The following is a 25,750-nucleotide window of genomic DNA, read 5'->3' on the forward strand; positions in this document are numbered from 1 at the left end:
CTTGGTTTTCAATTTACTTAAATGTATATTGAAGGTGTCAATTCAACCGTACAGGTGCCATCATGTTCCAACGCAATATCGGCAGTACCGAGCGTGTCATCCGCATCGTGGCCGGCCTGGCTATCACGGCGCTGGCCTTTGTCGGCCCGCAAACGCCGTGGGCGCTACTGGGCCTGGTGCCGTTGGCCACTGGCCTGATGGGCTGGTGCCCGCCGTATGCCATCTTTGGTATCAACACTTGCAAGGTGGCGCCCAAGCAAGAGCAGTAAGCGGGTAGCAGGCGCAAAAAAAAGCGAGGCAGAAGCCTCGCTTTTTGTTTGCTGCACGGTGTCAGCGGGTGATCACCGGCGGTACATCCAGCGCCAGCGCGGCCTGGATGGCGTCGCTGTCCTGGCTGAACGGGCCCATGCGCACGCGGTACAAGCCCTGCTGGTTCACTATCGCCAGCTTGTCGTTGTAGCTGCTGGCGTCGTTGCTGAGCAGCTCGCGCAACTCGGCTTCTGCCGTAGCCAGGCGGTCGTAGGCGCCCAGCTGCAGGTAGTAAGGCTCACCGCCTGCCGGCTTTTGCATCGAGGCCGGCTTGGTAGCGATACGGTCGCTGCCCTCCACCGGGAACACGCGTTCCACCACCACATTGCCGTAACCGCTGCGCACGATGCCCAGCTTATGGGCGGCGGCGTAGCTCAGGTCCATCAGGCGGCTTTTATGGAACGGGCCGCGATCATTGATACGGACAATTACCGACTCGCCGTTCTTCACGTTGGTGACCCTGGCGTAGCTCGGGATCGGGAGTGTCGGGTGGGCGGCACTCATGGCGAACATGTCGTAGCGTTCACCGGACGAGGTCTTGCGACCGTGGAACTGTTTGCCGTACCAGGAGGCCTTGCCGGTCTGGCGATAAGGCTTCTCCGAGGCATCCGGGCGGAAACTCATGCCCAGCGCCGAGTACGGCTTGTTGGCGGAAGCGATCAGGGGTTCGGTTTGCGGTATGGCATCCGGCACCAGATCCAGGTTGACCGGAATCCGGTCTGCCGGGCCGTCATTCTGGAAGTAAGCCCCAGAGTTGCTGCCCGGTTTCTTCACGTTGGCCTTGGCGGACTGCGTCGCAGTTGCCGGCCTGACAGTGGTACAAGCTACCAGAAAAATGCTGGCACACACGAGCCACAGCCATCGGTAAAAAGGTTTCATGACCTCTCCTTATGCTGTTGTGCCAACCGTGAATTGCTAAATCCCTCCGGCAAAACCGTGCTGGCGCCAGGCTTCGAACACGAGCACGGCGACGGCGTTGGAGAGATTCAAACTGCGCGATTCGGGCTGCATGGGCAGCCGTACCCGCTGTTCCGTGGGCAGGGTAGCCAGTACGTCGTCTGGCAAGCCGCGGGATTCGGGGCCGAACAGCAAAACATCGCCCGCTTGGAAGGCGATGTGGTCGTGCCGCGTTGCGCCTTTGGTGGTGGCCGCAAAGATGCGGCGACCGGTGCCCAGGTGGGCAAGGCAGGCTTCCCAGTTCTCGTGGACCACCATGCGTGCGTACTCGTGATAATCGAGGCCGGCGCGTTTCAGTTTGGCGTCTTCGAGCGGAAAACCCAGCGGTTTGACCAAGTGCAATTCACAGCCGGTGTTGGCACAGAGTCGAATAATATTGCCTGTATTAGGCGGTATTTCCGGCTGGTAGAGAACAACGGTAAACATCGTTGCGGGGCGAATATTCCAATGAATCAACAAGTTGGTCAAGTGCGACGAAAAATGGCCCTGGCCAGCACCCAGGCATCGACCTGTCTGGCCCCTGCTTTTAACAGGGTTTTGGCCAGTGCGTGCAGGGTAGCGCCGGTACTCGCCACGTCGTCCACAATGGCGATATGAAGCCCGTCACAGCGGTGTTTCACGCCAAAGGCATCGCGGACATTACGCAGCCTTTCGCGCCGGTTGCGCCGGGTTTGGCGGCCCGTGTTGCGTTTGCGCCAACACAGCGTGTTGTCGAAACGGACGCGCATTGTAGCAGCCAACGACCGGGCCAGGGCGTCGGGCAGGTTGAAGCCGCGTTCTCGCAGGCGTTCGGCCGCAAGCGGCACCGGCACGATCAGGTCGGGCACGGCAGCGTCTGGCGCGCGCAGGCGGGCTTGCGGCATCAGTGCGGCCAACGTGCCCTGCAGGCTGGCGTCGGGCAGGTATTTGCAGCGGGTAATCAGCGCGTCGAGCGGATAATCGTAGTCGTAGGCGCTGTACAGCTGCCGGAACGCCGGCCTGAGCTTGCGGCAATCCAGGCAGTCTGCCTGCGCGCTGGCTGCCGGGCACTGGCAGCGTGGGCAACGGTGGCCGGCACGCCATGGCAGTGTGCAGCAGCAGGCGCTGCACAGGCCGTGCCGGGCGGGGCGTTGGCCGCATAAACGGCAGTGCTGCTCAAATAATGGGCAGTTGTCAATTGCGGCTAGTATCAGGTTTGACAGCATCGACCGCCTCCCGCAAGATGCGTGGGTGTTTTTACTCAGATGACAAACGGAAGCCCCGCATGAACCAGGCCACCATCGCATTCCACCGCCCCGCCTCCCCGCACGCCGAATCCGGCCTGTGGACCCAGGAAGAAGTCGAGGCCCTGTACGACCTGCCTTTCATGGAGCTGGTCTTCCGTGCTGCCGAAGTGCATCGCCAGCACTTCGACCCCAGCCGCGTGCAGCTGTCCACGCTGGTATCGATCAAGACCGGCGGCTGTCCGGAGGACTGCGGCTACTGCCCGCAGTCCGTGCACCACGACACCCCGGTAGAAAACCAGCCGATGATGACCGTGGACGAGGTGGTGGAAGCCGCCCGCCTGGCCAAGGCCAACGGTGCCGGCCGCTTCTGCATGGGCGCCGCCTGGCGCGGCCCGAAGGATGCCGACCTCGAAAAAACGCTGGACATGGTGCAGCAGGTGAAGGCCTTGGGCCTGCAAACCTGTGCCACCTTCGGCTTGCTGAAAGACGGCCAGGCCGAAAAGCTGAAAGACGCCGGCCTGGACTTCTACAACCACAACCTGGATACCGCGCCGGACAAGTACGCCGACATCATCCAGACCCGCGAGTACGAAGACCGCCTCGACACGCTGGGCAAGGTGCGTGGCGCCGGGCTGTCGGTGTGCTGTGGCGGCATTATCGGCCTCAACGAAACCCGCGAGCAGCGCGCCGGCCTGATCCTGCAGCTGGCCAACCTGGACCCGCAGCCGGAATCGGTGCCGGTCAATAACCTGGTCAAGGTCAGCGGCACGCCGCTGGACGGCGCCGACGCGCTGGACTGGACCGAGTTCGTGCGCACCATCGCCGTGGCCCGCCTGACCATGCCGCACAGCTACGTGCGCCTGTCGGCCGGCCGCCGCGAGATGCCGGAAGCGATGCAGGCGCTGTGCTTCCTGGCGGGTGCCAACTCCATCTTCTACGGCGACAAGCTGCTGACCACCGGCAACCCGGACGTGGACGCCGACCGCGCGCTGATGGACAAACTGGGCCTGCAACCACTGTAAGCCGGTTTCAGCGTCTGGTTAAATGCAGAGCACCGTGCACGACGCCGGTGCTCTTTTTCATGATTCTGCAGAAAGGTTGGCCGCATGCGCCCAGACCAGCTCGATGCCGCCCTGGCCGCCCTGGCCGATGATCACCGCTTGCGCCAGCGCCACGCGCTGCATACCCCGCAAGGCCCGCGCGTGCGTATCGATGGCCGCGATTACCTGGCATTTGCCAGCAACGATTACCTTGGCCTGGCCAATCACCCGGCGCTGAAAACCGCCATGCAGCAGGCTATCGCCGACTGGGGCGTCGGCGCCGGCGCCTCCGAACTGGTGGCCGGCCACTTCGCCATCCAGCAGCAGGCCGAAGCGGCGCTGGCCGACTGGGTAGGCTGTGAGGCGGCGCTGGTGTTCGGCTCCGGCTATGCGGCCAACCTGGGGGTGATTACCAGCCTGGTAGGGCGGGGCGATGCGGTGTTTGCCGACAAGCTCAACCACGCGTCGCTGAACGACGCCTGCGTGCTGTCGCGTGCCGATTTCCAGCGCTTTCGCCACAGCGACCTCGACCATCTGGCCACACTGTTGCAAAAAACCCCGGCCCGTACGCGGCTGATCGCCGTCGATGCGGTGTACAGCATGGACGGCGACGAGGCGCCGTTGCGCGAGCTGCTGGCGCTGGCCGAACGCTACGATGCCTGGCTGTATCTGGACGATGCGCACGGTTTCGGGCTGCTGGGCGAAGGGCGCGGCGCGCTGGCGGAATATGCCTTGCATCACCCGCGGGTGGTGTACATGGCCACGCTGGGCAAGGCTGCCGGGGTAGCGGGGGCCTTTGTGGCGGGCAGCCGTGCTTTGGTGCAGTGGCTGGTGAATAGTGCGCGGACGTATATTTTCACCACCGCGCATCCACCGGCGCAGGCAGCTGCCGTGATGGCCAGCCTGCAGCTGATGCGTGACGAGCCCTGGCGGCGGGAACGGATACAGCAGCATATTGTTACATTAGCGGCATTTATGCAGGATAAATCTTTGCACTTGCGCTCTTCCCGTTCGCCAATTCAAGCGATTATTATTGGCAGTAATGAGGCAGCTGTAAGCTATTCCATGGCTTTGCGCGAGCAAGGCGTATGGATACCGGCGATACGCCCTCCAACGGTTCCGGCAGGCACGGCTAGATTGCGCGTGTCCCTGACGGCAGGTCATACCGAAGACGACATCAAGGCGCTGTTGGCAGCACTGGATCAGGCAATAGGCTAAGGCGGCCCGCTGTTCGTCAGGTTGTGACCACACGAAAATAATAGCCACCGCGCTGATGTTGACGAGTGGGTTACCAAATCACTGTTATGAACAGTACGGCTGATTTTCTGTTTACACCAGAAGAAGCTGCCGAAGCGGCACTGGATTTCCTGTTCCGCTTGCAGGCTCCTGAGGGTGCAACAGTCTGGGGGAAAAAGGGCCCTGTCTGGCAATGTCTTGCCAGCCGGGGTAATTGCGCTGGTTTGCCAGTGCCGACGGCGCTATCGGGCGAGCTGGCATGGCAGGCCCCGGTGCAATGCCATGCGCTGGGTAGCCCCGGCCAGTCGCTGGGCTGGTTGGTGTGGCAGGGCGGCCGCCAGGCCGACGAACTGACTCAGCGCCTGGCGCTGCTGCTGTCTGGCCACCTGGTCAGCACCGCCATGCGCGACGAGCTGTCCATCGCCCGCACCACCCACGAAACCCTGCTCGAGATCAGCCGTCTGGCCAACCACGCCGACAGCGTGGACGACTTCCTGCCGCGCATGCACCGCGCCGTGTGCCGCCTGATGCCGGCCGACAATTTCTATATCGCGCTGTTCGATGAAGAAGCCGGGCAAATCCGCTTCCCGTACTTTGTCGACCAGCGCGACAGCCAGCCGCCGCAACTTGGCCGTGCTTACCCGGTACGCGGCCCCAGTGCGTCGCTGACCGCGTGGCTGATCCGCGAAAACCACTTCCTGATGCTGAAAGGCGACGAGCTGGCCACGCTGTGCCAGCGCGAGCGCATTCGTTTCATGGGCACCCAGCCACACTGGTGGATGGGCATGCCGCTGGTCAGCGGTGCCGGCAAGGTGATGGGCGCCGTGGTGGTGCAGGGGTACGACAGTAGCTTTACCCCGATGCTGGCCGACGAATCCACCTTCCTGTACGTAGGCCACCATATTTCCTGCGCGCTGGACCGGCTGCTGTACCGCGCCCACCTGGAGCAACAAGTGTGGCAGCGCACCAGCGAGCTGGAAGGCATCAACGCCCGCTTGCGTGCCGAGGTGGCTGAACGCCAGCGCAGCGAACAGTTGCAGCACATGCTGTTCCGTATTGCCGAGTTGTCCAATACCAGTCTGTCGATGGAGGCCTTTTTTGTCGGCCTGCACCGGCTGCTGTCCGAATTCATCGACGCCAGCAACTGCATGGTGGCGCTGTACGACCAGAGCCGCGACGAGCTGAGTTTTCCGTATTGTTCCGATCTGCGCCTATCCGAGCTGTCGCCACGCTCGCCCGGCCGTGGCCCGGTAGAGCAGGTACTGCACAGCGGGCGGCCGCTGCTGCTGGCCGACATGCATAGCCACCCGCTGTTCGGCTTGCAGAACGACAATGGCACCCCGCCGCACAGCTGGCTGGGTGTGCCGCTGTACAGCGGCAACCTGCTGCGTGGCGTGCTGTCGGTACAAAGCTATCAGGACAACACCCGCTATAGCTGGCGTGACCAGGAGCTGCTGGAGTTTGTGGCCAACCATATCGGCAGCGCCTTGGCGCGGGTACAGGCGCTGGACGACCTGCAACGTGCCTACATGGACCTGGAGCAGCGCGTGCGCGAGCGCAGCGACGCGCTGGACGCGGCCAACGCCCAACTGCAGCACGACAGCCTGCACGACCCGGTGACCAAGCTGCCCAACCGCAACCATTTCACCCGCGTGCTCAAACGCAGCTGGGACCACTTCCAGCTGGCGCCGGAGCAGCGCTTTGCCGTGATCCTGATCGACCTCGACCGCTTCAAGCTGGTCAACGACACGCTGGGCCACCTGATCGGCGACCAGCTGCTGGTGGAGGCCGGCCAGCGCATCCGTCAGGGCCTGCGCTTTGGCGACTTCATGGCGCGCCTGGGCGGTGACGAGTATGCGGTGCTGCTGTCGTCGGTGGAATCGATGGACGAGTGCGAGCAGCTGGCGCGCGAGCTGGTGGCCGCGTTCGAGCGCCCGTTCGTGCTATCCGGGCGCGAAGTGTTTTCCACCGTCAGCCTGGGCGTGGTACTGGCCAGCAAGGAACACTACAGCCGCGCCGAAGACCTGCTGCGCGATGCCGACCACGCCATGTACCGCACCAAGCAGAACGGCCGTCACGGTTACACGCTGTTCAACCACGAGCTGCGCTGCAATCAGGCCGACCAGCTGGCGCTGGAAGCCGAGCTGCGCCACGCGCTCAGCAACGAAGGCGAGCTGGTGCCGTATTACCAGGCCATCGTCGACAGCCACAGCGGCCGCCTGGCCGGCTTCGAGACGCTGGTGCGCTGGCATCACCCCGAGCGCGGCCTGATCCCGCCCGGCGTGTTCCTGCCGATGGCCGAAGAAAGCGGGCTGGTGCTGAAGCTGGACCGTTACATGATCGAGCGCGCCTGCGCCCAGCTGGCCGCCTGGTACGCCGACGGCACCATCAACCACGAAGTGTGCCTGCACATCAACCTGTCCAGCGCCCACTTCCACGACACCAAGCTGGTGGACTGGATGCTGCGGCTGGTGCGCGAGCACCGCCTGCCGCCGGGTACCCTGCACCTGGAGGTGACCGAAAGCGCGCTGATCGACGTGCCTGACGTAGCCATCGAAGTGATGCGCCAGCTGAAGACCCACGGTATCTGCCTGGCGCTGGACGATTTCGGCACCGGCTACTCGGCGCTGTCCTACCTGCACCGCTACCACTTCGACGTGCTGAAGATCGACCAGGCCTTCGTGCGCGAGGTGCACTGCCAGGAAGAGTCCATCGCCATCGTACGTGCCATCGTGGCGCTGGCCGAGGCGCTGGGCATGGAGGTGGTGGCCGAGGGTGTGGAAACCGAGGTGCAGGTGCGCGCGCTGCGCGAACTGGGCTGCCCGCGCCTGCAGGGCTACTACTTTGCCCGCCCGGCGCCGGCCGCCGAGCTGGACTGGCTGCGCCTGGCCGGCATGCCGGCCGAACTGGCCCGCAGCGCCTGATCCCGCCCCCTGTCTGGCTGCCTGCCGGGCAGGGCGGTATCTTTCCGCCGCCTTTATTGCGAAAATGCCGCTTTGCCCCCATATGGCTGTTCCATGAGCCTTTTCATTGAAACCCACGGGCGCGGCCCGGACGTGGTGCTGCTGCACGGCTGGGGCCTGCACGGCGGCGTGTTCGACCGCGTGGCGGCCAACCTGGCTAACGATTTCTGCGTGCATCGGGTCGACCTGCCCGGCCACGGCGCCAGTGCGGCCGCCGCCGTTTTCCACCCCGACCCCATCGCCGCCGAGTTGGCCGTGCGCTTTCCGCTGCCGGTGCACGTGGTGGGCTGGTCGCTGGGCGGCCTGATCGCGCAGCACTGGGCGGCCCGCCACCCGGCGCTGGTGAAGAGCCTGGCGTTGATCGCCACCAGCCCGCGCTTTGTGCGCGACGACAGTTGGCCGCACGCGCAGCAGCGCAGCGCCATCGAAAGCGTGGGCGCCAGCCTGGATACCGCCTTCGAGCTGACGTTGGAGCGCTTCCTGGCCTTGCAGATGCTGGGTGCGCCCGCTGCACGCCAGACGCTGGCCGACCTCAAGGCGCAGCTGTTCTCGCACGGCCGGCCGCAAGGGCTGCTGCCGGCGCTGGAGTGCCTGCTGGCGGCCGACGCGCGGGAACTCGCGGCCAGCATTCACTGTCCAGTCGGGCTGTTCTTCGGTGCCCGCGACGCCATCACCCCGATAGGGGCTGGCCGCTGGCTGGCCGACGCGCTGCCGGACGCCACCTTGTACGAATTTGCCCACGCCTCGCATGCGCCGTTTTTGTCGCACGAGGCAGAATTCATCGCGCAGCTGCGCCACCACCTGGAACAACACGCATGAGCGAAGCGTTTTACACCGACAAATCCCGCGTTCGCGCCTCGTTCGAGCGCGCCGCCGCCAGTTACGACTCGGCCGCCGTGCTGCAACGCGAAGTGTGTGACCGCATGGCCGAGCGCCTGGACTACATCAAGCTGCAACCGCAAGTGATCCTGGACGCCGGCAGCGGCACCGGCTACGGCAGCGTCGCGCTGCGCCAGCGTTACCCCGACGCCCGCGTGCTGGAGCTGGACCTGGCCCACGCCATGCTGGCCGCCTCGCGCGAAAAACAGCGCGCCGGGCAGGGCATGCTGTCGCGGTGGTTCAAGCCGCAGCAGCCGTGGCAGCTGTGCGCCGATATCGAGCGCCTGCCGCTGGCCGACAACAGCGTGGACATGATCTGGTCCAGCCTTACCATCCAGTGGGTGAACGTGCCGGACCAGGTGTTTGCCGAGTTCCAGCGCGTGCTGAAACCGGGTGGCATGCTGATGTTTGCCACGCTGGGTCCGGACACGCTGTTCGAGCTGCGTGACGCCTTCCGCCACGCCGACGGCGCTACCCACGTCAACCAGTTCATCGACATGCACGACCTGGGCGACGCGCTGATGGCGGCGCAGTTCAGCGAACCGGTGATGGACATGGAAAAGATCGTGCTCACCTACGACCATGCCCGCGACGTGATGCAGGACCTGAAAGCCATTGGCGCCCACAACGCCACCGCCGGCCGTGGCCGCGGCCTGATGGGCAAGCACGCCTGGCAACGCGTGGTGGACGCCTACGAGCAGCGCCGCCACAACGGCCAGCTGCCGGCCAGCTACGAGGTGCTGTACGGCCACGCCTGGAAGGGCGAGCCGAAGAAAAAGCCGACCATCCTGCCCGACGGCAGGCAGGTCATCGAATTTACCCGTAACGCGCCCAAGCGCTGAGATAGAGAGTTTATGTCGTTCCTTCGTCGCCTTGCTGCCGTCGGCGTACTGGCCGGCCTGGCCGCGTGCACCACGCCGTCTTCCGCCCCGGTGGTGCAGCCGCCGCTGCCCAAACCCAAGATTGCCTTTGCCCTCGGTGGCGGTGCCGCCAAAGGCTTTGCCCACGTCGGCGTCATCCGCGTGCTGGAACAAAACGGCATCAAGGCCGACATCGTGACCGGCACCAGCGCCGGCAGCATCGTGGGGGCCATCTACGCCAGCGGCGTGGACGGCGAAGCGCTGCGCTACCGCGCCATGCGCATCAACGAAGACGACCTGAAAGACTTCACCTTCTCCAGCAGTGGTTTCCTGAAGGGCGAGAAGCTGGCCGCGCTGGTCAACCAACAAGTGGACGGCAAGCGCATCGAACAGCTGCCGCGCAAATTCGGCGCGGTGGTCACCGACCTCGACAGCGGCGCCCGCGTGGTGCTGAAAAGCGGCGACACCGGCACCGCTGCCCGCGCCTCGGCTGCCATCCCCAATGTGTTCCAGCCGGTCAGCCTGAACGGCCGTCGCTACGTGGACGGTGGCCTGGTGAGCCCGGTGCCGGTGATGGCCGCTCGCGAAATGGGCGCCGACATCGTCATTGCGGTAGACATCTCGGCCAAGCCCACCGGCAAGGCCAGCAGCGGCTTTCTGAGCCTGCTGGACCGCAGCCTGAACATCATGAACCTCACCGCGCTGAACCTGGAGCTGAAGCAGGCCGACGTGGTGCTGCGCCCGGCGGTACTGCACATCGGTGCCGCCGACTTTGACGAACGCGCCAGCGCCATTGCCGAAGGCGAGAAAGTGGCCCGCGCCATGCTGCCGCAGGTCAAAGCCGCCATCGATAACTGGGTAAAACGCAAGCGTGCCGCCTAAGCTGCTGCCGCGCAGCCTGCGCGCCCTCGCCCCGCTGCTGTTGGCCGCGTGTACCAGCGTCACGCCGCCAGCCCAGCCACCTGCGGTAACGCTGCCGGCCACCCCGGCCAGCGCGCCGATGGCCGAGGCGCCGGTGCCGCAGACACCGCCTGTCAAACCTGCTGCGGCCAACCCTGCACCGGCCAAGCCCGCTGCGCCGAAAGTGCGGCGCCAGCCGCGTATTGCACTGGCGCTGGGCGGTGGTGCCGCCAAGGGCTTTGCCCACGTGGGGGTGATCCGTGTGCTGGAGCAGCAGGGCATCGTGCCCGACATCATCACCGGCACCAGCGCCGGCAGCGTGGTGGGCGCCATCTACGCCAGCGGCATCAGCGCCGACAAGCTGCGCCGCCGCGCGCTGGCGCTGAACGAAGACGAACTGAAAGACTTCACCCTGTCCGGTGGCGGTTTTCTGAAAGGCGATAAGCTGGCGGCGATGGTGAACCGCGAGGTTGGCCGCAAGCGCATCGAACAGCTGCCGCGCACCTTCGCCGCGGTGGCTACCGACTTTGACAGCGGCGCCCGCGTGGTCTTCCGCAGCGGCGACACCGGCACCGCCGTGCGCGCCTCGGCCGCCATTCCCAATGTGTTCCAGCCGGTCACCATCCGTGGCCGCCGCTACGTGGACGGTGGCCTGGTCAGCCCGGTGCCGGTCAGCGCCGCGCGCGAGCTGGGCGCCGACATCGTCATCGCCGTCGATATCACCGCCAAGCCGGCGCAGCGCAAAAGCGGCGTGCTGGGCACCTTCGACCAGAGCCTGTCCATCATGACCCAGGCCGCGCTGGCTAACGAACTGAAAGGCGCCGACGTGATCCTGCGCCCGCAGGTGCTGGGCCTGGGCGCCGCCGACTTCGACCAGCGCCGCCGCGCCATCCGCGAAGGCGAGCGCGTCGGCAAACAGGGCATCCCCGCCATCCGCCGCATCATCGCCGCCTGGCAGCAGCGGCAGCAGCGTTGAGTCTGTCAGGCTGTTTGCTTGGTGGGGGTCAAATCGATGACCCGATCTGCCGATGCGATGGTTTCTGGCCGGTGAGCAACGATGATGCGAGTCAGCTGCAGTTGTGCAATGGCCATATTGACTTCGGCTTCACGGTGGGTGTCCAGGTGGCTGGTGGCTTCGTCCAGCAGCAGAATGCGTGGCTGACGGTATAGGGCACGCGCCAGTAGTACACGTTGTTTTTGCCCGCCTGAGAGTGCACTGCCCATGTCGCCTACTAAGGTTTCAAAGCCCATCGGCATGGCTACGATGTCATCATGGATGGCCGCGAGTCTGGCGCAGTGCACGATGCGCTCTCTATCCGGCGACTGATCAAAAAAAGCGATATTGTCAGCCAATGACCCAGCAAAAAGTATGTCGTTTTGCATGACTGTCGCGCACAGCTCACGGCCCGTGCTGCTGCCCAGCTGCGCTAGTGGAATGTCCCCCAGCAGAATATCCCCTTGTTGTGGCTGGTAAATGCCTAGCAGTAGTTTTAGTACGGTGGATTTGCCGCAGCCGGACGGGCCAATAATGGCAATCGACTCGCCTTCTTTTACCGAGAAGCTCAAACCCTGGCACACCCAGGGTTCGTTATCCGCGTAGCGGAACCATATATTCCGAAAAGTAACACTTCCGTTGCGAGGCTGAGGCGCAATCAGTGATGGTTGAGGTTCTTGCTCGGTCAGAAGAATATCAGCCAGCCGTTCGGTTTGTAGACGCAGCATGCGCAGAGAGACAGCCTTGTCTATCAGGCTAATCATCCTGCCAGAGAACTGGGCATTGTACGAAGCGAAAGCCATGTACATGCCTACTGAAAATACATTGTCAAGTACCAGTGAGGCACCAAACCACAGTACAGCCGCGTTTTCCAAGCCAGTGAAGAGTGTGTTGGCGACTCGGTAGCTAATACCGTTCTTAGCTACCTCCACGTTGGCGTTCGTTTCGTCAACCAGTAAATTCAGCCAGTTTTGTCGGCGCTGGGTTTCATTGGAAAATAGCTTGATTGCCTGTATACCTCGTAACGTTTCTAAAAAGTGACTGTCGCGCTTCGCTGCCAGAATCAGCTGCTGTTCAGTCTTTTCTTTTATGTAATCAAACCATAGCCAACGCATCAGTGTGTATAAAAATAGACCGCTAACAGCAATGACTGTCAATATCGGACTGTAGATTAGCATCAGAATGAAAGTACCGATGGCGAGTAATCCATCTAGTACTGTTTCGATGAAATAGTTGGTTAGCGTATTCTGGATGTTGCCGACGCTATGAAAGCGTGAAGAAATGTCACCGATATGACGCTTTTCGAAGTAGGAAACAGGTAGTCGAATTAGGTGCGAGAAAACGCGCATTGTCCAATTCAACCCTAGCGTGGTAGATAAATGTAAAACGGCCCATGATCGTAAGCTAGAAATAACTACGTTGATGATAACCAGAACCACGCTTCCGATGACCAGAACTTTCAGTAGTTCTCGGTCAGCACTGACCAAAACACCATCTATCATCCATTGTGTCAGCATCGGACTCAAGATAGACAGAATTTCAAGAATGAGAGCCAATATAAATATTTGCCACGCCACATGCTATAAGCTTGGTATGTCTTTTAGTAGCCCCCGGAGTGGAATATTTTGTTTTATCTCTGCTTTGTGAAATGCCGGTGTCGGTGTTAGTTCTAGCGCTATACCAGTAAAGGCTTTGTCAACTTCACTCCACTCGATTTGGCGGAAGCCATGTGCCGGGTCGTGAACAGTGATGCCTTTGCGGTGGACTTTGGCCAATACCACAAAGTGGTTCATGTTCCAATGTAACACGCAAGGCAATACCAATTCTCTCATTTCGTCAGGTTCTAACCTGAATGCCCGGCCTGCCAAGCCTAGTGTATCGGCAATACTGACCATATCAACTAGACTCATTCCTTTAAGAGAGGTGGAGAAACGGCAGCGTAGTGTAAGCAAGTCACTACGATAGCCATGGAAACTTGCAACCATAGCCAGACAAGCCAGCCCGCATTCAGCGGCTTCACTTTGCAATAAAACGGGCAGCTTACGCTGCCCGAGATGGCGTGATGAAAGCACTTTATTCTACTCAGCCATAGTTGTCGGGATTGTCAAAGCCTTTGTATGCATCCTGCAATTCTCTATGTCGCTCTTCAGCCGAATTTTTGACATTGAGAGTGCTTCCGATAGAAAGGCCAGCAGCAATATATGCGAGGGCAGAGCCTGGTGCTGCTGCGATAGAGATAACTGCTCCAGCTGTTGCAAAAATACTTGATTTCAAATCGTTAGTGCCTATATAGTTTCCTGTATTAACTGTGGAAGCTGGATAACCTCCACTTTTCACCAGTCTATCATAATCGCTAGAGTTGCTGTAACTGTAGCAGTCATTTTCTTTTCTTCCTCCAGCTACTACTATCAAGTTTTCTGTGATTTCCTTCATGATTATTCCTTTCGATTTTTTACTAGATGAATGATGAATAAAGCGGTAAATGTAATGGCTATAGATCTGAGGGTGGTGATATCATTATTTAGGTAGAGATAAGGGATGGATCCTGCACCTGCTCCTATACAAGTATTCTTTGCTGAGAATTTAAAGGATTTTAATATGTGCATAAATTTATCATTTGACATTTTTCCTCCGAGGTTAAGTTGAATGTCAATTGTGTTGCTAAGGTGGTTTGGTTTACGCTATGCTAAATTTTATTTCTACCTTTTCGCGTGATTCTGCAGAGCTTGGTGGTTTTTTGTGATTGATGCTACCAATGACACGAAGAGAAAAATTCCGAAATATAGTAGTGGCCCTTTCTCTTCGCTGAGTGCTGTATAGATCAGCATGAAAAATCCGAAATGGTCAATGCTAGTGTTGAATGCTTGCTTCAGATTGCTCAGTGCTGATAGGGTAATTTCCTTCTTCATTAATCTTCCTTTCTGATTTTAATGTTATGCACTGCGCTTTTTTTCGCTGACTTGTTTCTTAATTAGTCTGTAAATGAGTCCTGTGGCAAGTGGAAATAAAAAATACAGAATTACTTCTTTCTCACTTTTTATGATGGAAATGCTTAGCATAATAAGTCCAAAGGTTTGTAGTGCCTCTGAGAATGTCTGCTTTATTATTGAGAGATTGGTGTTGTTGTCACTGGTGTTCATGAATTTTCCCGTTCGTTGCGTAGATTGGTTCAAGCAGCCATTCTAATAGCGTGCGTGTTTCACCCAGAATGTCAGCCTCAAGCAACATGCCATTGGATAGCGCTATTCTTTTCCCATAGGCAGAAATCCAGTCTTTTTCAATGCTAACCTTCACTTTGTAGACAGGCTCACTTTGTTGTGGTGAATTTTTTAATTCACCTGGAAATATGGGTGCTTTTGCAATGTGTGTGATAAAGCCAGATGCATGTCCAAATTTCTGGTAGGGAAATGCCTCGTAGCGTATTTTTACTTTATCACCTTCATTGATAAATCCTATTGCTTTGCTTGGCACATAGAGTTGTGCTTCGAGTTTTCCAGTATCTGGCAAGATCAGGGCAAGTGGGTGATTAGTTTCTACCCATTGCCCTATGTTAATGTTATAATCGAGAATGGTACCATTTAGCGGGGCGGTAACTTCTGCTGTTGTACTTATCTTTCGTTCAATCAATTCTTTACTGTTATTCTTGATTTCTTTTTCTTTGGTTAGTGAGGTGGCTTCCATTTTCGCTGGCAAGCTCTTCATTGTTTCTTTCATGTCTTGCAAAGATGTTTCTTTTTCTTTTCTTGTTCTCTTTAGATTGCTTAGTAGTCTTCTCTCGTTCATTAAATCTTCTTCTTTTTCTTGCAGACTTGCTGCTGAAATGAATCCATTTGATGCAAGTTGCTGATGTCTTTGTTTTGTTTTCTCCTGCAGTTCTATTTTTTCTTCTTGTATTTTTATCTCATCGCTAAGCATGGATATTTCGTTGATGGTATTTTTTATTTGATTGTGAGTTTTTTCAATTTCCATTGCTGTCATTTTTTTGGAATTGGAAATTTCATCTCTGATTATTTCTTCTTTCTTTCGCATCAAGTCTTCAATGTAGGTTTCGGCATTTTTATTGGAAAACGTATGCTGGTTAATCAAGGTGGCCAGTATGGCATTTTTCTTAACATGATCACCGTGGCGAAAGTTGATGATCTCGACACGACCTGGTAGTTGAGAATACAGTCTGACTACATCACTGCTCGACTGAATGTTTCCTTTAACAGTTGTACGTCTTGAGTACTCACTTTTTAGCAAAAAAATAACGCTGAGTAGTACGAGCGCAGTCAGTGCATAGCTTATAATTATCCAGCTAAGAGGTAACAAAGAGAGTCTATGCCCCATGTTTTCTGCTGGGTGTAGTTCTCTGAATATTTTCTCACTCATTTTTATGTTTCAAGGGGTGAGTACACGATTTGAGGTTGCCTTGTTATGCAAATAGCAATAAAAGATTTTTAGGTTTATTTTTTTTTGAAATTGAATTGTGTTGCAAACTTCATACGCTTGATAAGCTGAGCGACGCAAAGACATAGTGAGAGGTGGCTTGGCTGGTGCTCAGTAAGCAGTACGAATATGAGCTGCTGTGTAGCTGGCTTGGCTTGTGGTAGTTGAACGCCCTCAGCTGCCGTGCCGCCTTGCCACTATGACGCAATGGGCGTGCCGTAATTGGGTGGGCCGGTTTTATTCAACGGCCGGCTACTGTTTCATCGCCGCCTGGCAGCAGCGGCAGGGTTAAGGCGTGGGCTTTACGGCGGCAGCGTGCTCGGGCAAGCTGCCGTTTTCCTTGCTGCATGCCGTTTCCATGTCTGCTTACCGCATTCTACTGGCCGAGGACGAGCCGGCCATTGCCGATACCTTGCTGTATGCCCTGCAACGCGAGGGCTGGCAGGTGCGGCACTGCACGCTGGCGCGCGACGCCGAAGCCGCGCTGGCGGCCGAGCCGCCGCAGCTGCTGATCCTGGATATCGGCCTGCCGGACGATAGCGGCCTGGCGCTGCTGGGCCGTTTGCGCCGCCACAGCGAGCTGCCGGTGATGCTGCTGACCGCCCGCGCCGACGAGGTGGACCGCGTACTGGGGCTGGAGCTGGGCGCCGACGACTACGTGGTGAAGCCGTTCAGCCCGCGCGAGGTGGTGGCGCGGGTGCGCGCCATCCTCAAGCGCAGCCAGCCTGCGGCGGTGGCGGCGGCCAACCCTGGCAGCCTGTTCTGTCACGAGGCGGCGGCACGGCGCATCCGCTTTGCCGGCCAGGCGCTGGCGCTGACGCCGTCCGAATACCGCCTGCTGGCCACGCTGCTGGCGCGGCCTGGGCAGGTGTTCAGCCGCAGCCAGCTGCTGGACGCGCTGGGCGAGGCAGCCGAAGACAGTTTCGAGCGCACCATCGACAGCCACATCAAGACCCTGCGCGCCAAGCTGCGCCAGGTGCGTGCCGACCTCGACCCCATCGTGACCCACCGTGGCTTCGGCTACGCGCTGGAGCAGGGCTGATGCGCTTTTCCTGGCGCATTTTTGCCGGCTACTTCCTGCTGCTGGGGCTGTTGGCCGCCTACGTGGTGAGCGTGGTGCGCGACGAGATCAAGCCGGCGATGCGGCGCTCGGCCGAAGCCGTACTGCTGGACACCGCCAACCTGCTGGCCGAGATGGTGCAGCCGGACATGGTGGCCGGCCGGCTGGACGACGGCCGCCTGGCGGCCACGCTGCAGCGCTTTGCTGCCCGCCAGCCGCAGGCCGAGGTGTGGGGCGTACGCCAGGATCACACCCAGCTGCGCGTCTACCTCACCGACGCCCGTGGCGTGGTGTTGCTGGATTCCGCCGGCCAAGCGGTGGGCCAGGACTACAGCCGCTGGCGCGACGTGGCGCTGACGCTGCGCGGCCAGTACGGCGCGCGCAGCACGCTGGCCGATGCGGCCAACCCTTTATCTACCGTGATGTACGTGGCGGCGCCGGTGCGCGACGGCCAGCGCATCATCGGCGTGCTCACCGTCAGCCGACCCAATCTGGCGATGCAGCCGCATATCGAACGCAGCGAGGCCAAGCTGGGGCGGCTGATCGGCGTGGTGCTGTTGGCCGCGCTGCTGCTGGGGGCGCTGTTTTCGTGGTGGCTCAGCCGTGGCATTACCCGCCTGACGCGTTTTGCCGACAGCGTCAGCGCCGGGGGCAGCGCACCGGTGCCGCATTTTGCCGCCAACCGCGAGCTGGACACACTGGCGCAAGCGTTGGGCCGCATGCGCAGCGAGCTGGACGGCAAGGCCTACGTGGAACACTACGTGCATGACCTCACCCACGAGCTGAAGTCGCCGCTGGCCGGCCTGCGTGCGTCGGCCGAGCTGTTGCAGGACGACCTGCCGCCGGCCGAGCGCGCCCGCTTTCTGAACCATATCGAAAGTGAGAGTGTTCGACTGCAGCAGATCGTGGACCACCTGTTGCAGCTGGCGTCGCTGGAAGCAGCCGGCCGCCTGAAGCAGCCGCAAGCGCTGTCGCTTACCGAGCTGTTGGCGGGCGAACTGCAGGCGCTGGCGCCGCAGCTGGGCGCGCGCCGTGTCACGCCGGTGGCCACGCTGCCGCAGGCCATGGTGGCGGGCGATGCTTTCCTGCTGCGCCAGGCGCTGCGCAATATCCTGCAGAACGCCATCGACTTTACCGCCGACCAGGGCAGCATCAGCCTGCAATTACAGCCGGTAGCCAACGGCTGGCAGCTGCAGATTGCCAACGACGGCCCGCCGGTGCCGGATTACGCGCTACCGCGGCTGTTCGACCGTTTCTATTCGCTGCCGCGCCCGCAGGGGCCGAAGAGCAGCGGCCTGGGCCTGGCGCTGACGCGCACCATTGTGCAGCTGCATGGCGGCGACATCACGCTGGCCAACCAGCCGCCGGGTGTGTGCGTGACGCTGCGGCTGCCTGCCATGGATGCGGCCAACCCCTTGGCGCGGGTGCTGGGCTGAGCGGCCGTCTTCACATAATCCCCACATAGCGCCCATTTTCCCTCCACGTGGCGGCGGCAAGCTGCCGGCATTGCCAATCACGGAGGGAGAGCATGATGAAAATGGGATGGAAAGCACTGGCCCTGGCCGGCATCGCCTTGCTGATGCTGCTGGCACTGGGCCTGGTCCGCAGCCTGCTGGACGAACGCCAGCAGCGCGCCGAGGCGGTACAGCACGAGATTGCCCAGTTCAGCGCCGGCGAGCAGGCGTTGGGCGGCCCCTATCTGGTGCTGCCTTACACCGTGACTGTGAGCAAATGGCAGCCGGCCGATAGCGGCAAGGGCGGGCGCTGGGTGGAAAGCCAACTGAACAAGCAGCTGTTGCTCAGCCCGGCGCAGCTGACGGTGGACGGCAAACTGGCGGTGGAGCTGCTCAAACGCGGCCTGTTCGAGGCGCCGGTGTACCGGAGCCAGCTGCAGCTAGCCGGGCAGTTCCGCATTCCGGCGCTGGCCGGCTACGAAGAGAAGGCCAGCAGCGACAGCGAGCGACGCAGCACACGCTGGGGCACGCCGTATCTGGCGCTGGGGGTGGACGACGTGCGCGGCATCCAGCAGCTGCAAGGCCAGGTAGGCAGCCAGACGCTGGCCTTCGTGCCGGGGGCGCGGCTGGCGCACAACCCGCGTGGTGTGCACGCGTCGCTGGCACTGGCGGCGGCCGAGCCGCTACTGAGCCAGGGTCAGACGCTGGGCTTCCGCCTCGGGCTGCAGTTGGCCGGCAGCAGCGCGCTGCTGGTGGAACCCACCGGCGATAGCACCACCGTCAACCTGGCCGGCAATTGGCCGCACCCCAGCTTTAGTGGCAACTTCGCGCCGCAAAGCCGCAGTGTGGACGCGCAGGGCTTTCGTGCCCGCTGGCAGACCACCGAGCTGGCCACCGGCGGCAACGCCTGCCTGCAAGCCAAGAGTGGCTGCGAACCCAATCGCGTCGGCCTGCGCCTGCTGGACCCGGTAGACCGCTACGTGCTGAACGAGCGCACCATGAAGTACGCCGAGCTGTTCGTGTTGCTGATGATGGGCGGCGTGTTCCTGCTGGAGGTGATGCACCGCGTGTCGGTGCACCCGGTGCAGTACACCTTGCTGATGCTGGGCCTGGCGCTGTTCTTCCTGCTGACGCTGTCGCTCTCCGAGCATTTGGGCTTCCACGCGGCCTATTGGCTGGCGGCACTGGCGTCGGTGCTCTTGCTGGGCAGTTACGGTAGCAGCGTGCTGGGCAGCTGGCGGGGTGGCGGCGTGTTTGCCGGCATGTTGGCCGCGCTGTACGGCCTGATGTTCATGATCTTGCAGTCGGAAGACATGGCCTTGCTGATGGGTAGCCTCAGCCTGTTCGGCCTGCTGGCGCTCACCATGTACTTCACCCGCGGCATCGACTGGAACAGCCTGGGCGGCCGGGGCAAGCCTGACGACGCCACGCCGTCAGCACCGGGGCCCAACGCGCCCGCTGCCTCCGCTATGGCGGCCGATGCGGTGGCCGATACGCCAACTACGCCGCCAGCAGCGTAGCGCCTGCCGTCAGCCCGGCGGCTGGCGGTACTGCAGTGGCAGCTCCAGCTGCTGCATGGCGGGGTCGGCTTCCTGTAGCCGTACCCCCACCCCCAGCAGGCGCACGGCCTTGCCGCCGCGGGCGTAGCCGGTATGCAGCAGCTGGGTGAAGCTGGCCGCATCCAGCTGCTGGCCGCCGCACTCCACCGTGGTCTGGGTAAAGTCGGCAAACTTGATCTTGACGGTCAGCCCGCGAAAACGCGGGCTGCCGGTGCGTTCCAGCCGCTGCGCCAGCGTGGCCAGCAGGCCCGGCAACTCGGCTTCGCAGCTGGCCAGGTCGGGCAGGTCGCGGCTGTAGGTTTCCTCCACGCTCACCGATTTGCGCTCGCGCTCCGGTTCTACCGCGCGGTTGTCCTGGCCGCGCGACAGCTCGTACAGCGTTTTGCCCAGCTTGCCGAAGCGGCGCAGCATGTCGGCCAGCGGCAGTTGTTGCAGGTCGCCGCAGGTATAAAAACCCTGCTGGCGCAGCTTGGTCGCGGTCACTTCCCCCACGCCCCAGATCTTGTCTACCGGCAGCACGCGCACGAAGTCGGCCACTTCATCCGGCCGCACCAGAAACTGGCCGTCCGGCTTGTGCCAGTCGCTGGCGATCTTGGCCAGGAATTTGTTGGGGGCGATGCCGGCCGAGGCGGTAATGCCTACTTCGCTGCGGATGGCGTCGCGGATGGCCTGCGCCATCAGGCTGGCGCTGCCCTGGCAGTGCGGTTGGCCGCTAACGTCGAGGTAGGCTTCGTCCAGTGACAGCGGCTCGATCAGCGTGGTGTAGCGCTGGTAGATGGCGTGCACCGCCTGGCTGGCGGCGCGGTAGCGGGCAAAGTCGGGGGGCACGATCAGCAGCTGCGGGCATTGCCGTAGCGCCAGCGACGACGGCATGGCGCTGCGTACGCCGAAGCGCCGCGCTTCGTAGTTGCAGGTGGCGATCACGCCGCGCTGGCCGGGCTGGCCGCCCACCGCCAGCGGCATGCCGCGCCATTCGGGGTGGTCGCGCATTTCCACTGCGGCAAAAAAGCAGTCGCAGTCGATGTGGATGATCTTGCGTTGCACGCTCAAGGCGCCGCCTTACTGCCCGCTGTCGGCGGCGGTGTGGTCGCTGTGGCCCAGGTGGCGGTCGGGGGCAATGCGGTCGCGCACACGCTGTTTCAGCACCTTGATGTCGGGAAAGCCGCCGTCGGCCACGCGGTCCCAGACCAGCACGTCGTCGACATGGACGGTGAACACGCCGCCGCTGCCGGGTTGCAGCGCAACTTCGCCCAGGTCTTTTTCAAAGGTGGTGAGCAGCTCTTGCGCCATCCAGGCGGCGCGCAGCATCCAGCGGCAGCCGGTGCAGTAACGAATGGCAATACGGGGCAGGTCAGGGGGTGTCATGGAGGTTGGCCGCAACGGGTAAAGAGGGCCATGGTAATGCTGGTGTGAGGGCTTGCAAACTGCAGGGTGGGGGACGTTGCACCGCCGCCTTGATCCGCTACTTTCTGTGTTGTATGTGTTGTGGCTCCTGTGGAGCTCGTCTCTCCTCCATCACCCGGTCTTCTTTGGAAACCTGGCGCAATGCTTGGGAGGCAGGGTGCAACGTGGGGCAAGTGTGCATCAAGTCGGCGGGGCAGGCCAGCGCAGTGCTTGCTTGTCGGACAATATTGCGCTGCAGCATGTTACATTCCGGCAACGTTTGGCCGGTTTAGGCCTGTTTATACCTTTCTATAGGTCTAAATTATGACAAAGCGCAAGGTGAAATCATAAGGGCAGCGCATCGGCATCCACCAGGAAGCGTTCCAGCGCGCTGGCTCCCAATGGTTTGCTGATCAGGTAGCCTTGGGCGTAGTCGCAGCCGTGGCGTGCCAGGAAGCGTGCCTGCTCGATGTTTTCAATGCCTTCGCCGGTGACCGAGGCACCCAGCGTATGACCCATGGAGACGATCATGCGCACCAGATTACTGCCGGCCTCGCTGTCGGGCACGCGGTCGAGGAACTGCTTGTCGATCTTCAGTTTTTCTACCGGGAAACGGCGCAGGTAACTGAACGAGGCGTAGCCGGTGCCGAAGTCGTCAATGGCAATGGCAATGCCCTGCGCGCGCAGCTTGCCGAGGTTGCTGTCGATTTCCGGCGTGTTGCGCAGGGCCAGGCCTTCGGTCACTTCCAGCTCCAGGGCTTCTCCCGGTAGGTGGTGGGTGGCCAGCAGGGCGGTGACGCTTTCGGCAAAGTGCGGGTCTTCCAGCTGCAGCAGCGAGACGTTGATGGAGATGGTGAAGTTTTCCAGAAAGCGCAAACGCCAGTTGGCCGCATGGCGGATGCCTTCTTCCAGTACCCAGGCGCCAATGCTGTGGATGGCGCCGGTTTCTTCTGCCATCGGGATGAAGTCGGCCGGCGAGACCAGGCCCAGCTCCGGGTGCTGCCAGCGCACCAGGGCTTCGGCACCGGCGACCTTGCCGGTTTTCAGCGAGACATACGGCTGATAGTTCAGCAGCATCTCGTTGCGGGCAATGGCCTGGCGCAGTTCGGTTTGCAGCCGGTTGCGACGGCGCCAGTTGCTGTTGATGTCGGGGTGGAAGCGTACCCAGTCGCCCGGGCCTTCTCGCGACATTTGCAGCGCCATTTCGGCGTGTTCCAGTAGCGATTCGGCGTCGTTGGTGTCTTGCGGGTACAGCGCCAGGCCAATGCTGAGGCGGATGTACAATTGCTGGCCCTGGATATCCAGCGGCTTGCCCAACTGCTGCGCGACATGATCCACCCGTTTGCACAGCCGTTCTTCGTCACGCCCCAGTACCAGCAGCGAGAAACGGTTGTCGGCGCTGCGGGCCACCATCTCGCCGTTTTCGGTAATGCTTTCCAGCCGTTTGCCCAGCTCGCGAATGACCAGGTCGCCGTTGTCGCGGCCGTACAGTTCGTTGATGTTGGTCAGCCCCTCCACCGCCAGCATCAGGCAGCCCAGCGGGCCGCTGCCGTGGTTGCCCTGGCTTTCGCGTTGCTGGATCTGTTCGTCCAGCTGCATCAGCAGGCGGCTGCGGTTGGGCAGGCCGGTGAAACGGTCGTAGTAGAACTGACGGTACAGCTCGCCTTCGGCGTGCAGGCGGGCGCGTGATTCCAGTACCAGCGCCAGGATGTCGGCGGCGGAACAGACAAAGTTGATCTCGTCCTGCTGCCATTGCCGGCCGGCCGTTTGCGATTCCACGCACAAAATGCCGTGGTGCAGGCCGCCGACCATGATGGCGGCGTCCAGCATGGTATGCACGCTACGGGCCACCAGGTAGCTGCGCAGGCTGCTAAGCCGTTCGTCTTGCTGCGCATGGTCGGTTGCCAGGTAGCGCTGCTGGCGCATGGCTTGGAAGTAGTCGCTATGGTTGGCCTGCTCCAGGATTTCGCCGCTGCCAAACTGCCCGCTGCTGACGTTCAGCCCGGCCAGGCAGTGCAGTTCCTTGCCGTCCGGTGTGAACTGCCACACGCTGATGCGGCTGACGCGCAAGGTCTGGCTGAGCAGCGGGATGACTTCCTCCAGATACTCGCGCAGCTCCTGCTGGTCGTCGCGGCGGCTGGTGACCAGGTTTTGCAGCGCGGCGCCCTGCTGCTGCAAGCGCGCCGACTGTTGCTGGCTTTGCCTTTGCCAGCGTTCTGCCATGCGCACGATGGCCGCGCCCAGCAGCAGGATCAGTAATAGCAAGGCAACACTCTGCGGCAGCATGCGTTCCAGCATGTTGTTGCCGGGCGCCCGCGGCGGCCAGGCCAGCCAGGCCAGCGTCTGGCCGTTGTTGTCAGTTAGCGGTAGCGACGACAGCCCCGGCGGGCTTTCCGGTGTGAAAAACAGCCGTACCTGCGGTAGCAGGAAACCGTCGGCCAGCTGTTGCAGCACGGCTTGGTCCAGGTAACGGGCAAAGACCAGATAGCGCAAATAGGGTGAGGTTGTTGCCGGTTGTTGCTCGGCAGTGATGCGCTGGATAGACAGCATCAGAATGCGCGGCTCCGGGTAGCCGGTCAGCGGGTTGATGCTGTCCACGCGCAACAGCTGGCTGGGCATGGTGATCTGGCCGGCTTGATGATAGCGGTCGGTACTGCGCAACAGTGTCAGCCATTGCTGGTTGGACAGCGGCAGTACCGTGGCGGGCTGCGGGCTGAGCAAACCATTGCGTCGCGCCAGCAGTACGCCGTCGCTGGCGTCCACCAGCAGCGCCAGGTGCACGTTGAGGTTGTGGTACACCGAGGCGGTCAGGTTATCGTTCAGCCACGCCAGATCGGGTTGTGCACGGTTGATCTTGTCGGCCATCTCGTCCCAGTTGGCGTAGTCCTGCAGGCTGCTGGCCAGCTGGCGCCGCTCACGTGCCAGTTCCTGGTTCAGTGCCAGCTGGGTTACGCGCAGCGTTTCCGCATCCACGTCCCGGGCGGCGGAGGCCGCCAGCCACCAGCTACCCAGCGCGCCGGACAGGAAAATCAGTACCAGCAGCAGGGCAGGGCGGAACGGCTTGTTGATCAGGAAGAGGCTCATGAGGCGAAGGGTGTCGGGACAGATACCAAGCATAGCAGCTTGCCGCCCCCAGCTGCAGCGCCGCTAGATGGCTTGTCAAAAAACCATCACATGGCTGTGCCAGACTCGCAGCTTTCATCGACACGTTTCACTTCAGGGGGTTGCAATGAACAAGAAGACCATCATCGCCATGGCGCTGGCTACCGCCGCGGCCGTACCGGCCAGTGCCGGCCCGAAAACCGTTTTCCCGACGCTGGATGGCAAGGCGCCGCTGGTGATCGCCCACCGTGGCGCGTCCGGCTACATGCCGGACCACACGCTGGAGGGCTACGCCAAAGCCATCGAACTGGGCGCCGACTTCATCGAACCGGATCTGGTCGCCACCAAGGACGGTGTGCTGATCGCCCGTCACGAGCCCAATCTGAAAGACACCACCGACGTGGCCAAGCGCCCGGAGTTCGCCAGCCGCAAGCGCAAGATGATGGTGGATGGCAACGAGGAAGAAGGCTGGTTTGCCAGCGATTTCACCCTGGCCGAGATCAAGACCCTGCGTGCCATCCAGCCGCGTGGCGACCGCAGCAAGGCCTTCGACGGCCAGTTCCAGGTGCCTACTTTTGAAGAAGTGCTAGCGCTGCGTGAAGCCAAATCCAAAGAGGTGGGTCGCCAGATCGGTGTGTACCCGGAAACCAAGCACCCGACCTATCACCAGAAGCTGGGCCTGGCGCTGGAACAGCCGCTGGTGGCGCTACTGAAACAGTACAAACTGAACCGCAAGGACGCGCCGGTGTTCATCCAGTCGTTCGAAGCGGCCAACCTGAAGCAGCTGCGCAAGCTCACCGCCAACAAGCTGGTGTACCTGCTGGACGCCAACGACGTGCGCCCGGATGGCACCATCGATGCCAACGTGCCGTACGACCACGTGGTGGCTGGCGACAAACGCACCTACGCCGACATGCTGACGCCGGCCGGCCTGAAAGAGATCAAATCGTTTGCCGACGGCATCGGCCCGTGGAAGCCGTACCTGATCAGCTGGCAGGCCATGGTGGACCCGAAAACCGGCAAGGCTGCAGACGTGGACGGCGACAAGGTGGTTGACCAGCGCGACATGACGCTGATCGAGCCGAGCGACGTGGTGAAGAACGCCCACAAACTGGGCCTGGTGGTGCACCCGTACACCTTCCGCAACGAGTCCAAGCACCTGGCGGCCAACTTCCAGGACAGCCCGCTGGAAGAGTACCGCGCCTACTTTGAACTGGGCGTGGACGGCGTGTTCACCGACTACACCGACACCGCACTGGCCGCGCGCCGCTTGCTGCAAAAGTAAGCGTCGTAGCCAGTAAAGCCAAAAGGCTGCCCACGGGCATAATGCCAGTCAGTTAGCGCTGACTGGCGTTTTTTTGGCTAGGGGTTTGTTGTGTTTGAAGATTGTGTCCGCGATGCGGACGATGTTTACATGCCGG

The 25,750-nt window shown here is 61.4% G+C and carries 23 protein-coding genes; 12 read left to right on the forward strand and 11 right to left on the reverse strand.

The genetic code is table 11. The annotated features are described in order from the left end of the window. Positions 1 to 62 precede the first annotated feature (62 nt). Complete coding sequence (locus FLQ03_RS11900) at positions 63 to 269, forward strand: YgaP family membrane protein (RefSeq protein ID WP_144370952.1); 207 nt, start codon at positions 63 to 65, stop codon at positions 267 to 269. A gap of 61 nt (positions 270 to 330) precedes the next feature. On the opposite strand, the gene FLQ03_RS11905 is transcribed toward FLQ03_RS11900, so the two are convergent. Genes FLQ03_RS11905 through FLQ03_RS19450 form a run of 3 tightly spaced genes read right to left on the reverse strand, consistent with a single transcriptional unit; the run spans position 331 to position 2,141 of the window. Then, positions 331 to 1,188: a septal ring lytic transglycosylase RlpA family protein gene (locus tag FLQ03_RS11905; RefSeq protein WP_144370953.1), complete on the reverse strand. Its 858-nt coding sequence runs from the start codon at positions 1,186 to 1,188 to the stop codon at positions 331 to 333. Positions 1,189 to 1,224: 36 nt separating this feature from the next. Next, a complete protein-coding gene (gene trmL, locus FLQ03_RS11910; RefSeq protein ID WP_144370954.1) occupies positions 1,225 to 1,692 on the reverse strand; it encodes a tRNA (uridine(34)/cytosine(34)/5-carboxymethylaminomethyluridine(34)-2'-O)-methyltransferase TrmL in 468 nt (155 codons plus the stop codon). Between the two features lie 38 nt (positions 1,693 to 1,730). Beyond that, a complete protein-coding gene (locus FLQ03_RS19450) occupies positions 1,731 to 2,141 on the reverse strand; it encodes a ComF family protein (protein WP_240802268.1) in 411 nt (136 codons plus the stop codon). Positions 2,142 to 2,509: 368 nt separating this feature from the next. Here FLQ03_RS19450 and bioB point away from each other — a divergent pair, with 368 nt between their 5' ends. The 7 genes from bioB to FLQ03_RS11950 all read left to right on the forward strand — a co-directional run bounded on the left by bioB (position 2,510) and on the right by FLQ03_RS11950 (position 11,325). Next, on the forward strand, positions 2,510 to 3,493 hold the full coding sequence (gene bioB / locus FLQ03_RS11920; protein ID WP_144370955.1) for a biotin synthase BioB: 984 nt from the start codon (positions 2,510 to 2,512) through the stop codon (positions 3,491 to 3,493). Between the two features lie 84 nt (positions 3,494 to 3,577). Further along, entirely contained in the window at positions 3,578 to 4,729 is a 1,152-nt protein-coding gene (gene bioF, locus FLQ03_RS11925; protein ID WP_144370956.1) for an 8-amino-7-oxononanoate synthase, read from the forward strand. Positions 4,730 to 4,977: 248 nt separating this feature from the next. Then, the gene (locus tag FLQ03_RS11930; RefSeq protein WP_240802271.1) at positions 4,978 to 7,671 is read left to right on the forward strand and encodes a putative bifunctional diguanylate cyclase/phosphodiesterase; all 2,694 of its coding nucleotides are present in this window, start codon (positions 4,978 to 4,980) and stop codon (positions 7,669 to 7,671) included. A 93-nt stretch (positions 7,672 to 7,764) separates the two neighbouring features. Further along, positions 7,765 to 8,529 (forward strand): pimeloyl-ACP methyl ester esterase BioH, encoded by a 765-nt coding sequence (gene bioH / locus FLQ03_RS11935; RefSeq protein WP_144370958.1) that lies wholly within the window; start codon positions 7,765 to 7,767, stop codon positions 8,527 to 8,529. Beyond that, positions 8,526 to 9,431: a malonyl-ACP O-methyltransferase BioC gene (gene bioC, locus FLQ03_RS11940; RefSeq protein WP_144370959.1), complete on the forward strand. Its 906-nt coding sequence runs from the start codon at positions 8,526 to 8,528 to the stop codon at positions 9,429 to 9,431. The genes bioH and bioC overlap by 4 nt, the downstream gene beginning before the upstream one ends. A gap of 12 nt (positions 9,432 to 9,443) precedes the next feature. Continuing rightward, the gene (locus FLQ03_RS11945) at positions 9,444 to 10,331 is read left to right on the forward strand and encodes a patatin-like phospholipase family protein (protein WP_144370960.1); all 888 of its coding nucleotides are present in this window, start codon (positions 9,444 to 9,446) and stop codon (positions 10,329 to 10,331) included. A gap of 118 nt (positions 10,332 to 10,449) precedes the next feature. Then, positions 10,450 to 11,325, forward strand: a complete 876-nt coding sequence (locus FLQ03_RS11950) for a patatin-like phospholipase family protein (protein ID WP_206210966.1) — start codon at positions 10,450 to 10,452, stop codon at positions 11,323 to 11,325. A 5-nt stretch (positions 11,326 to 11,330) separates the two neighbouring features. Here the strand turns inward: FLQ03_RS11950 and FLQ03_RS11955 are convergent, their stop codons facing one another. The 5 genes from FLQ03_RS11955 to FLQ03_RS11970 all read right to left on the reverse strand — a co-directional run bounded on the left by FLQ03_RS11955 (position 11,331) and on the right by FLQ03_RS11970 (position 15,714). Next, positions 11,331 to 12,920: a peptidase domain-containing ABC transporter gene (locus tag FLQ03_RS11955; RefSeq protein ID WP_276607772.1), complete on the reverse strand. Its 1,590-nt coding sequence runs from the start codon at positions 12,918 to 12,920 to the stop codon at positions 11,331 to 11,333. Between the two features lie 3 nt (positions 12,921 to 12,923). Next, complete coding sequence (locus FLQ03_RS19285) at positions 12,924 to 13,415, reverse strand: cysteine peptidase family C39 domain-containing protein (protein WP_206210958.1); 492 nt, start codon at positions 13,413 to 13,415, stop codon at positions 12,924 to 12,926. A 10-nt stretch (positions 13,416 to 13,425) separates the two neighbouring features. Continuing rightward, entirely contained in the window at positions 13,426 to 13,776 is a 351-nt protein-coding gene (locus tag FLQ03_RS11960) for a hypothetical protein (protein ID WP_144370962.1), read from the reverse strand. Between the two features lie 500 nt (positions 13,777 to 14,276). Next, positions 14,277 to 14,483, reverse strand: a complete 207-nt coding sequence (locus tag FLQ03_RS11965; RefSeq protein WP_144370963.1) for a hypothetical protein — start codon at positions 14,481 to 14,483, stop codon at positions 14,277 to 14,279. Then, positions 14,470 to 15,714: an HlyD family secretion protein gene (locus FLQ03_RS11970; protein WP_144370964.1), complete on the reverse strand. Its 1,245-nt coding sequence runs from the start codon at positions 15,712 to 15,714 to the stop codon at positions 14,470 to 14,472. Before FLQ03_RS11970 ends, FLQ03_RS11965 begins: the two co-directional genes overlap by 14 nt. A 415-nt stretch (positions 15,715 to 16,129) precedes the next feature. On the opposite strand from FLQ03_RS11970, the gene creB reads away from it, so the two are divergent. The 3 genes from creB (at position 16,130) to creD (ending at position 19,805) form a co-directional block, all read left to right on the forward strand. Next, positions 16,130 to 16,813: a two-component system response regulator CreB gene (gene creB, locus FLQ03_RS11975; RefSeq protein WP_144370965.1), complete on the forward strand. Its 684-nt coding sequence runs from the start codon at positions 16,130 to 16,132 to the stop codon at positions 16,811 to 16,813. Continuing rightward, complete coding sequence (gene creC / locus FLQ03_RS11980) at positions 16,813 to 18,267, forward strand: two-component system sensor histidine kinase CreC (RefSeq protein WP_144370966.1); 1,455 nt, start codon at positions 16,813 to 16,815, stop codon at positions 18,265 to 18,267. The genes creB and creC overlap by 1 nt, the downstream gene beginning before the upstream one ends. A gap of 92 nt (positions 18,268 to 18,359) precedes the next feature. Further along, positions 18,360 to 19,805, forward strand: coding sequence for a cell envelope integrity protein CreD (gene creD / locus FLQ03_RS11985; protein WP_144370967.1), 1,446 nt, complete (start codon positions 18,360 to 18,362; stop codon positions 19,803 to 19,805). Between the two features lie 9 nt (positions 19,806 to 19,814). Here creD and dinB read toward each other — a convergent pair whose 3' ends face one another. From dinB to FLQ03_RS12000, 3 genes are all read right to left on the reverse strand, one after another. Next, a complete protein-coding gene (dinB, locus tag FLQ03_RS11990; protein ID WP_338116374.1) occupies positions 19,815 to 20,888 on the reverse strand; it encodes a DNA polymerase IV in 1,074 nt (357 codons plus the stop codon). A gap of 15 nt (positions 20,889 to 20,903) precedes the next feature. Continuing rightward, positions 20,904 to 21,209 carry an Rdx family protein gene (locus FLQ03_RS11995; protein ID WP_144370969.1) on the reverse strand — a complete coding sequence of 102 codons (306 nt, stop codon included), beginning with the start codon at positions 21,207 to 21,209 and terminating at the stop codon, positions 20,904 to 20,906. A 363-nt stretch (positions 21,210 to 21,572) separates the two neighbouring features. Beyond that, positions 21,573 to 24,311: an EAL domain-containing protein gene (locus FLQ03_RS12000; RefSeq protein WP_170252400.1), complete on the reverse strand. Its 2,739-nt coding sequence runs from the start codon at positions 24,309 to 24,311 to the stop codon at positions 21,573 to 21,575. A 145-nt stretch (positions 24,312 to 24,456) separates the two neighbouring features. On the opposite strand from FLQ03_RS12000, the gene FLQ03_RS12005 reads away from it, so the two are divergent. After that, positions 24,457 to 25,614 (forward strand): glycerophosphodiester phosphodiesterase, encoded by a 1,158-nt coding sequence (locus tag FLQ03_RS12005; RefSeq protein WP_144370971.1) that lies wholly within the window; start codon positions 24,457 to 24,459, stop codon positions 25,612 to 25,614. Positions 25,615 to 25,750 lie beyond the last annotated feature (136 nt).

The sequence above is a fragment of the Vogesella urethralis genome (assembly GCF_007644045.2).
GTDB classification, from domain to species: Bacteria; Pseudomonadota; Gammaproteobacteria; order Burkholderiales; family Chromobacteriaceae; genus Vogesella; species Vogesella urethralis.

Coding starts and splice junctions, on each gene's coding strand:
- FLQ03_RS11900 (WP_144370952.1), top strand. CDS start 63: ATGTTCCAACGCAATATCGGCAGTACCGAGCGTGTCATCCGCATCGTG.
- FLQ03_RS11905 (WP_144370953.1), bottom strand. CDS start 1,188: ATGAAACCTTTTTACCGATGGCTGTGGCTCGTGTGTGCCAGCATTTTT.
- trmL (WP_144370954.1), bottom strand. CDS start 1,692: ATGTTTACCGTTGTTCTCTACCAGCCGGAAATACCGCCTAATACAGGC.
- bioB (WP_144370955.1), top strand. CDS start 2,510: ATGAACCAGGCCACCATCGCATTCCACCGCCCCGCCTCCCCGCACGCC.
- bioF (WP_144370956.1), top strand. CDS start 3,578: ATGCGCCCAGACCAGCTCGATGCCGCCCTGGCCGCCCTGGCCGATGAT.
- bioH (WP_144370958.1), top strand. CDS start 7,765: ATGAGCCTTTTCATTGAAACCCACGGGCGCGGCCCGGACGTGGTGCTG.
- bioC (WP_144370959.1), top strand. CDS start 8,526: ATGAGCGAAGCGTTTTACACCGACAAATCCCGCGTTCGCGCCTCGTTC.
- FLQ03_RS11945 (WP_144370960.1), top strand. CDS start 9,444: ATGTCGTTCCTTCGTCGCCTTGCTGCCGTCGGCGTACTGGCCGGCCTG.
- FLQ03_RS11950 (WP_206210966.1), top strand. CDS start 10,450: ATGGCCGAGGCGCCGGTGCCGCAGACACCGCCTGTCAAACCTGCTGCG.
- FLQ03_RS11960 (WP_144370962.1), bottom strand. CDS start 13,776: ATGAAGGAAATCACAGAAAACTTGATAGTAGTAGCTGGAGGAAGAAAA.
- FLQ03_RS11965 (WP_144370963.1), bottom strand. CDS start 14,483: ATGAACACCAGTGACAACAACACCAATCTCTCAATAATAAAGCAGACA.
- FLQ03_RS11970 (WP_144370964.1), bottom strand. CDS start 15,714: ATGAGTGAGAAAATATTCAGAGAACTACACCCAGCAGAAAACATGGGG.
- creB (WP_144370965.1), top strand. CDS start 16,130: ATGTCTGCTTACCGCATTCTACTGGCCGAGGACGAGCCGGCCATTGCC.
- creC (WP_144370966.1), top strand. CDS start 16,813: ATGCGCTTTTCCTGGCGCATTTTTGCCGGCTACTTCCTGCTGCTGGGG.
- creD (WP_144370967.1), top strand. CDS start 18,360: ATGATGAAAATGGGATGGAAAGCACTGGCCCTGGCCGGCATCGCCTTG.
- FLQ03_RS11995 (WP_144370969.1), bottom strand. CDS start 21,209: ATGACACCCCCTGACCTGCCCCGTATTGCCATTCGTTACTGCACCGGC.
- FLQ03_RS12000 (WP_170252400.1), bottom strand. CDS start 24,311: ATGAGCCTCTTCCTGATCAACAAGCCGTTCCGCCCTGCCCTGCTGCTG.
- FLQ03_RS12005 (WP_144370971.1), top strand. CDS start 24,457: ATGAACAAGAAGACCATCATCGCCATGGCGCTGGCTACCGCCGCGGCC.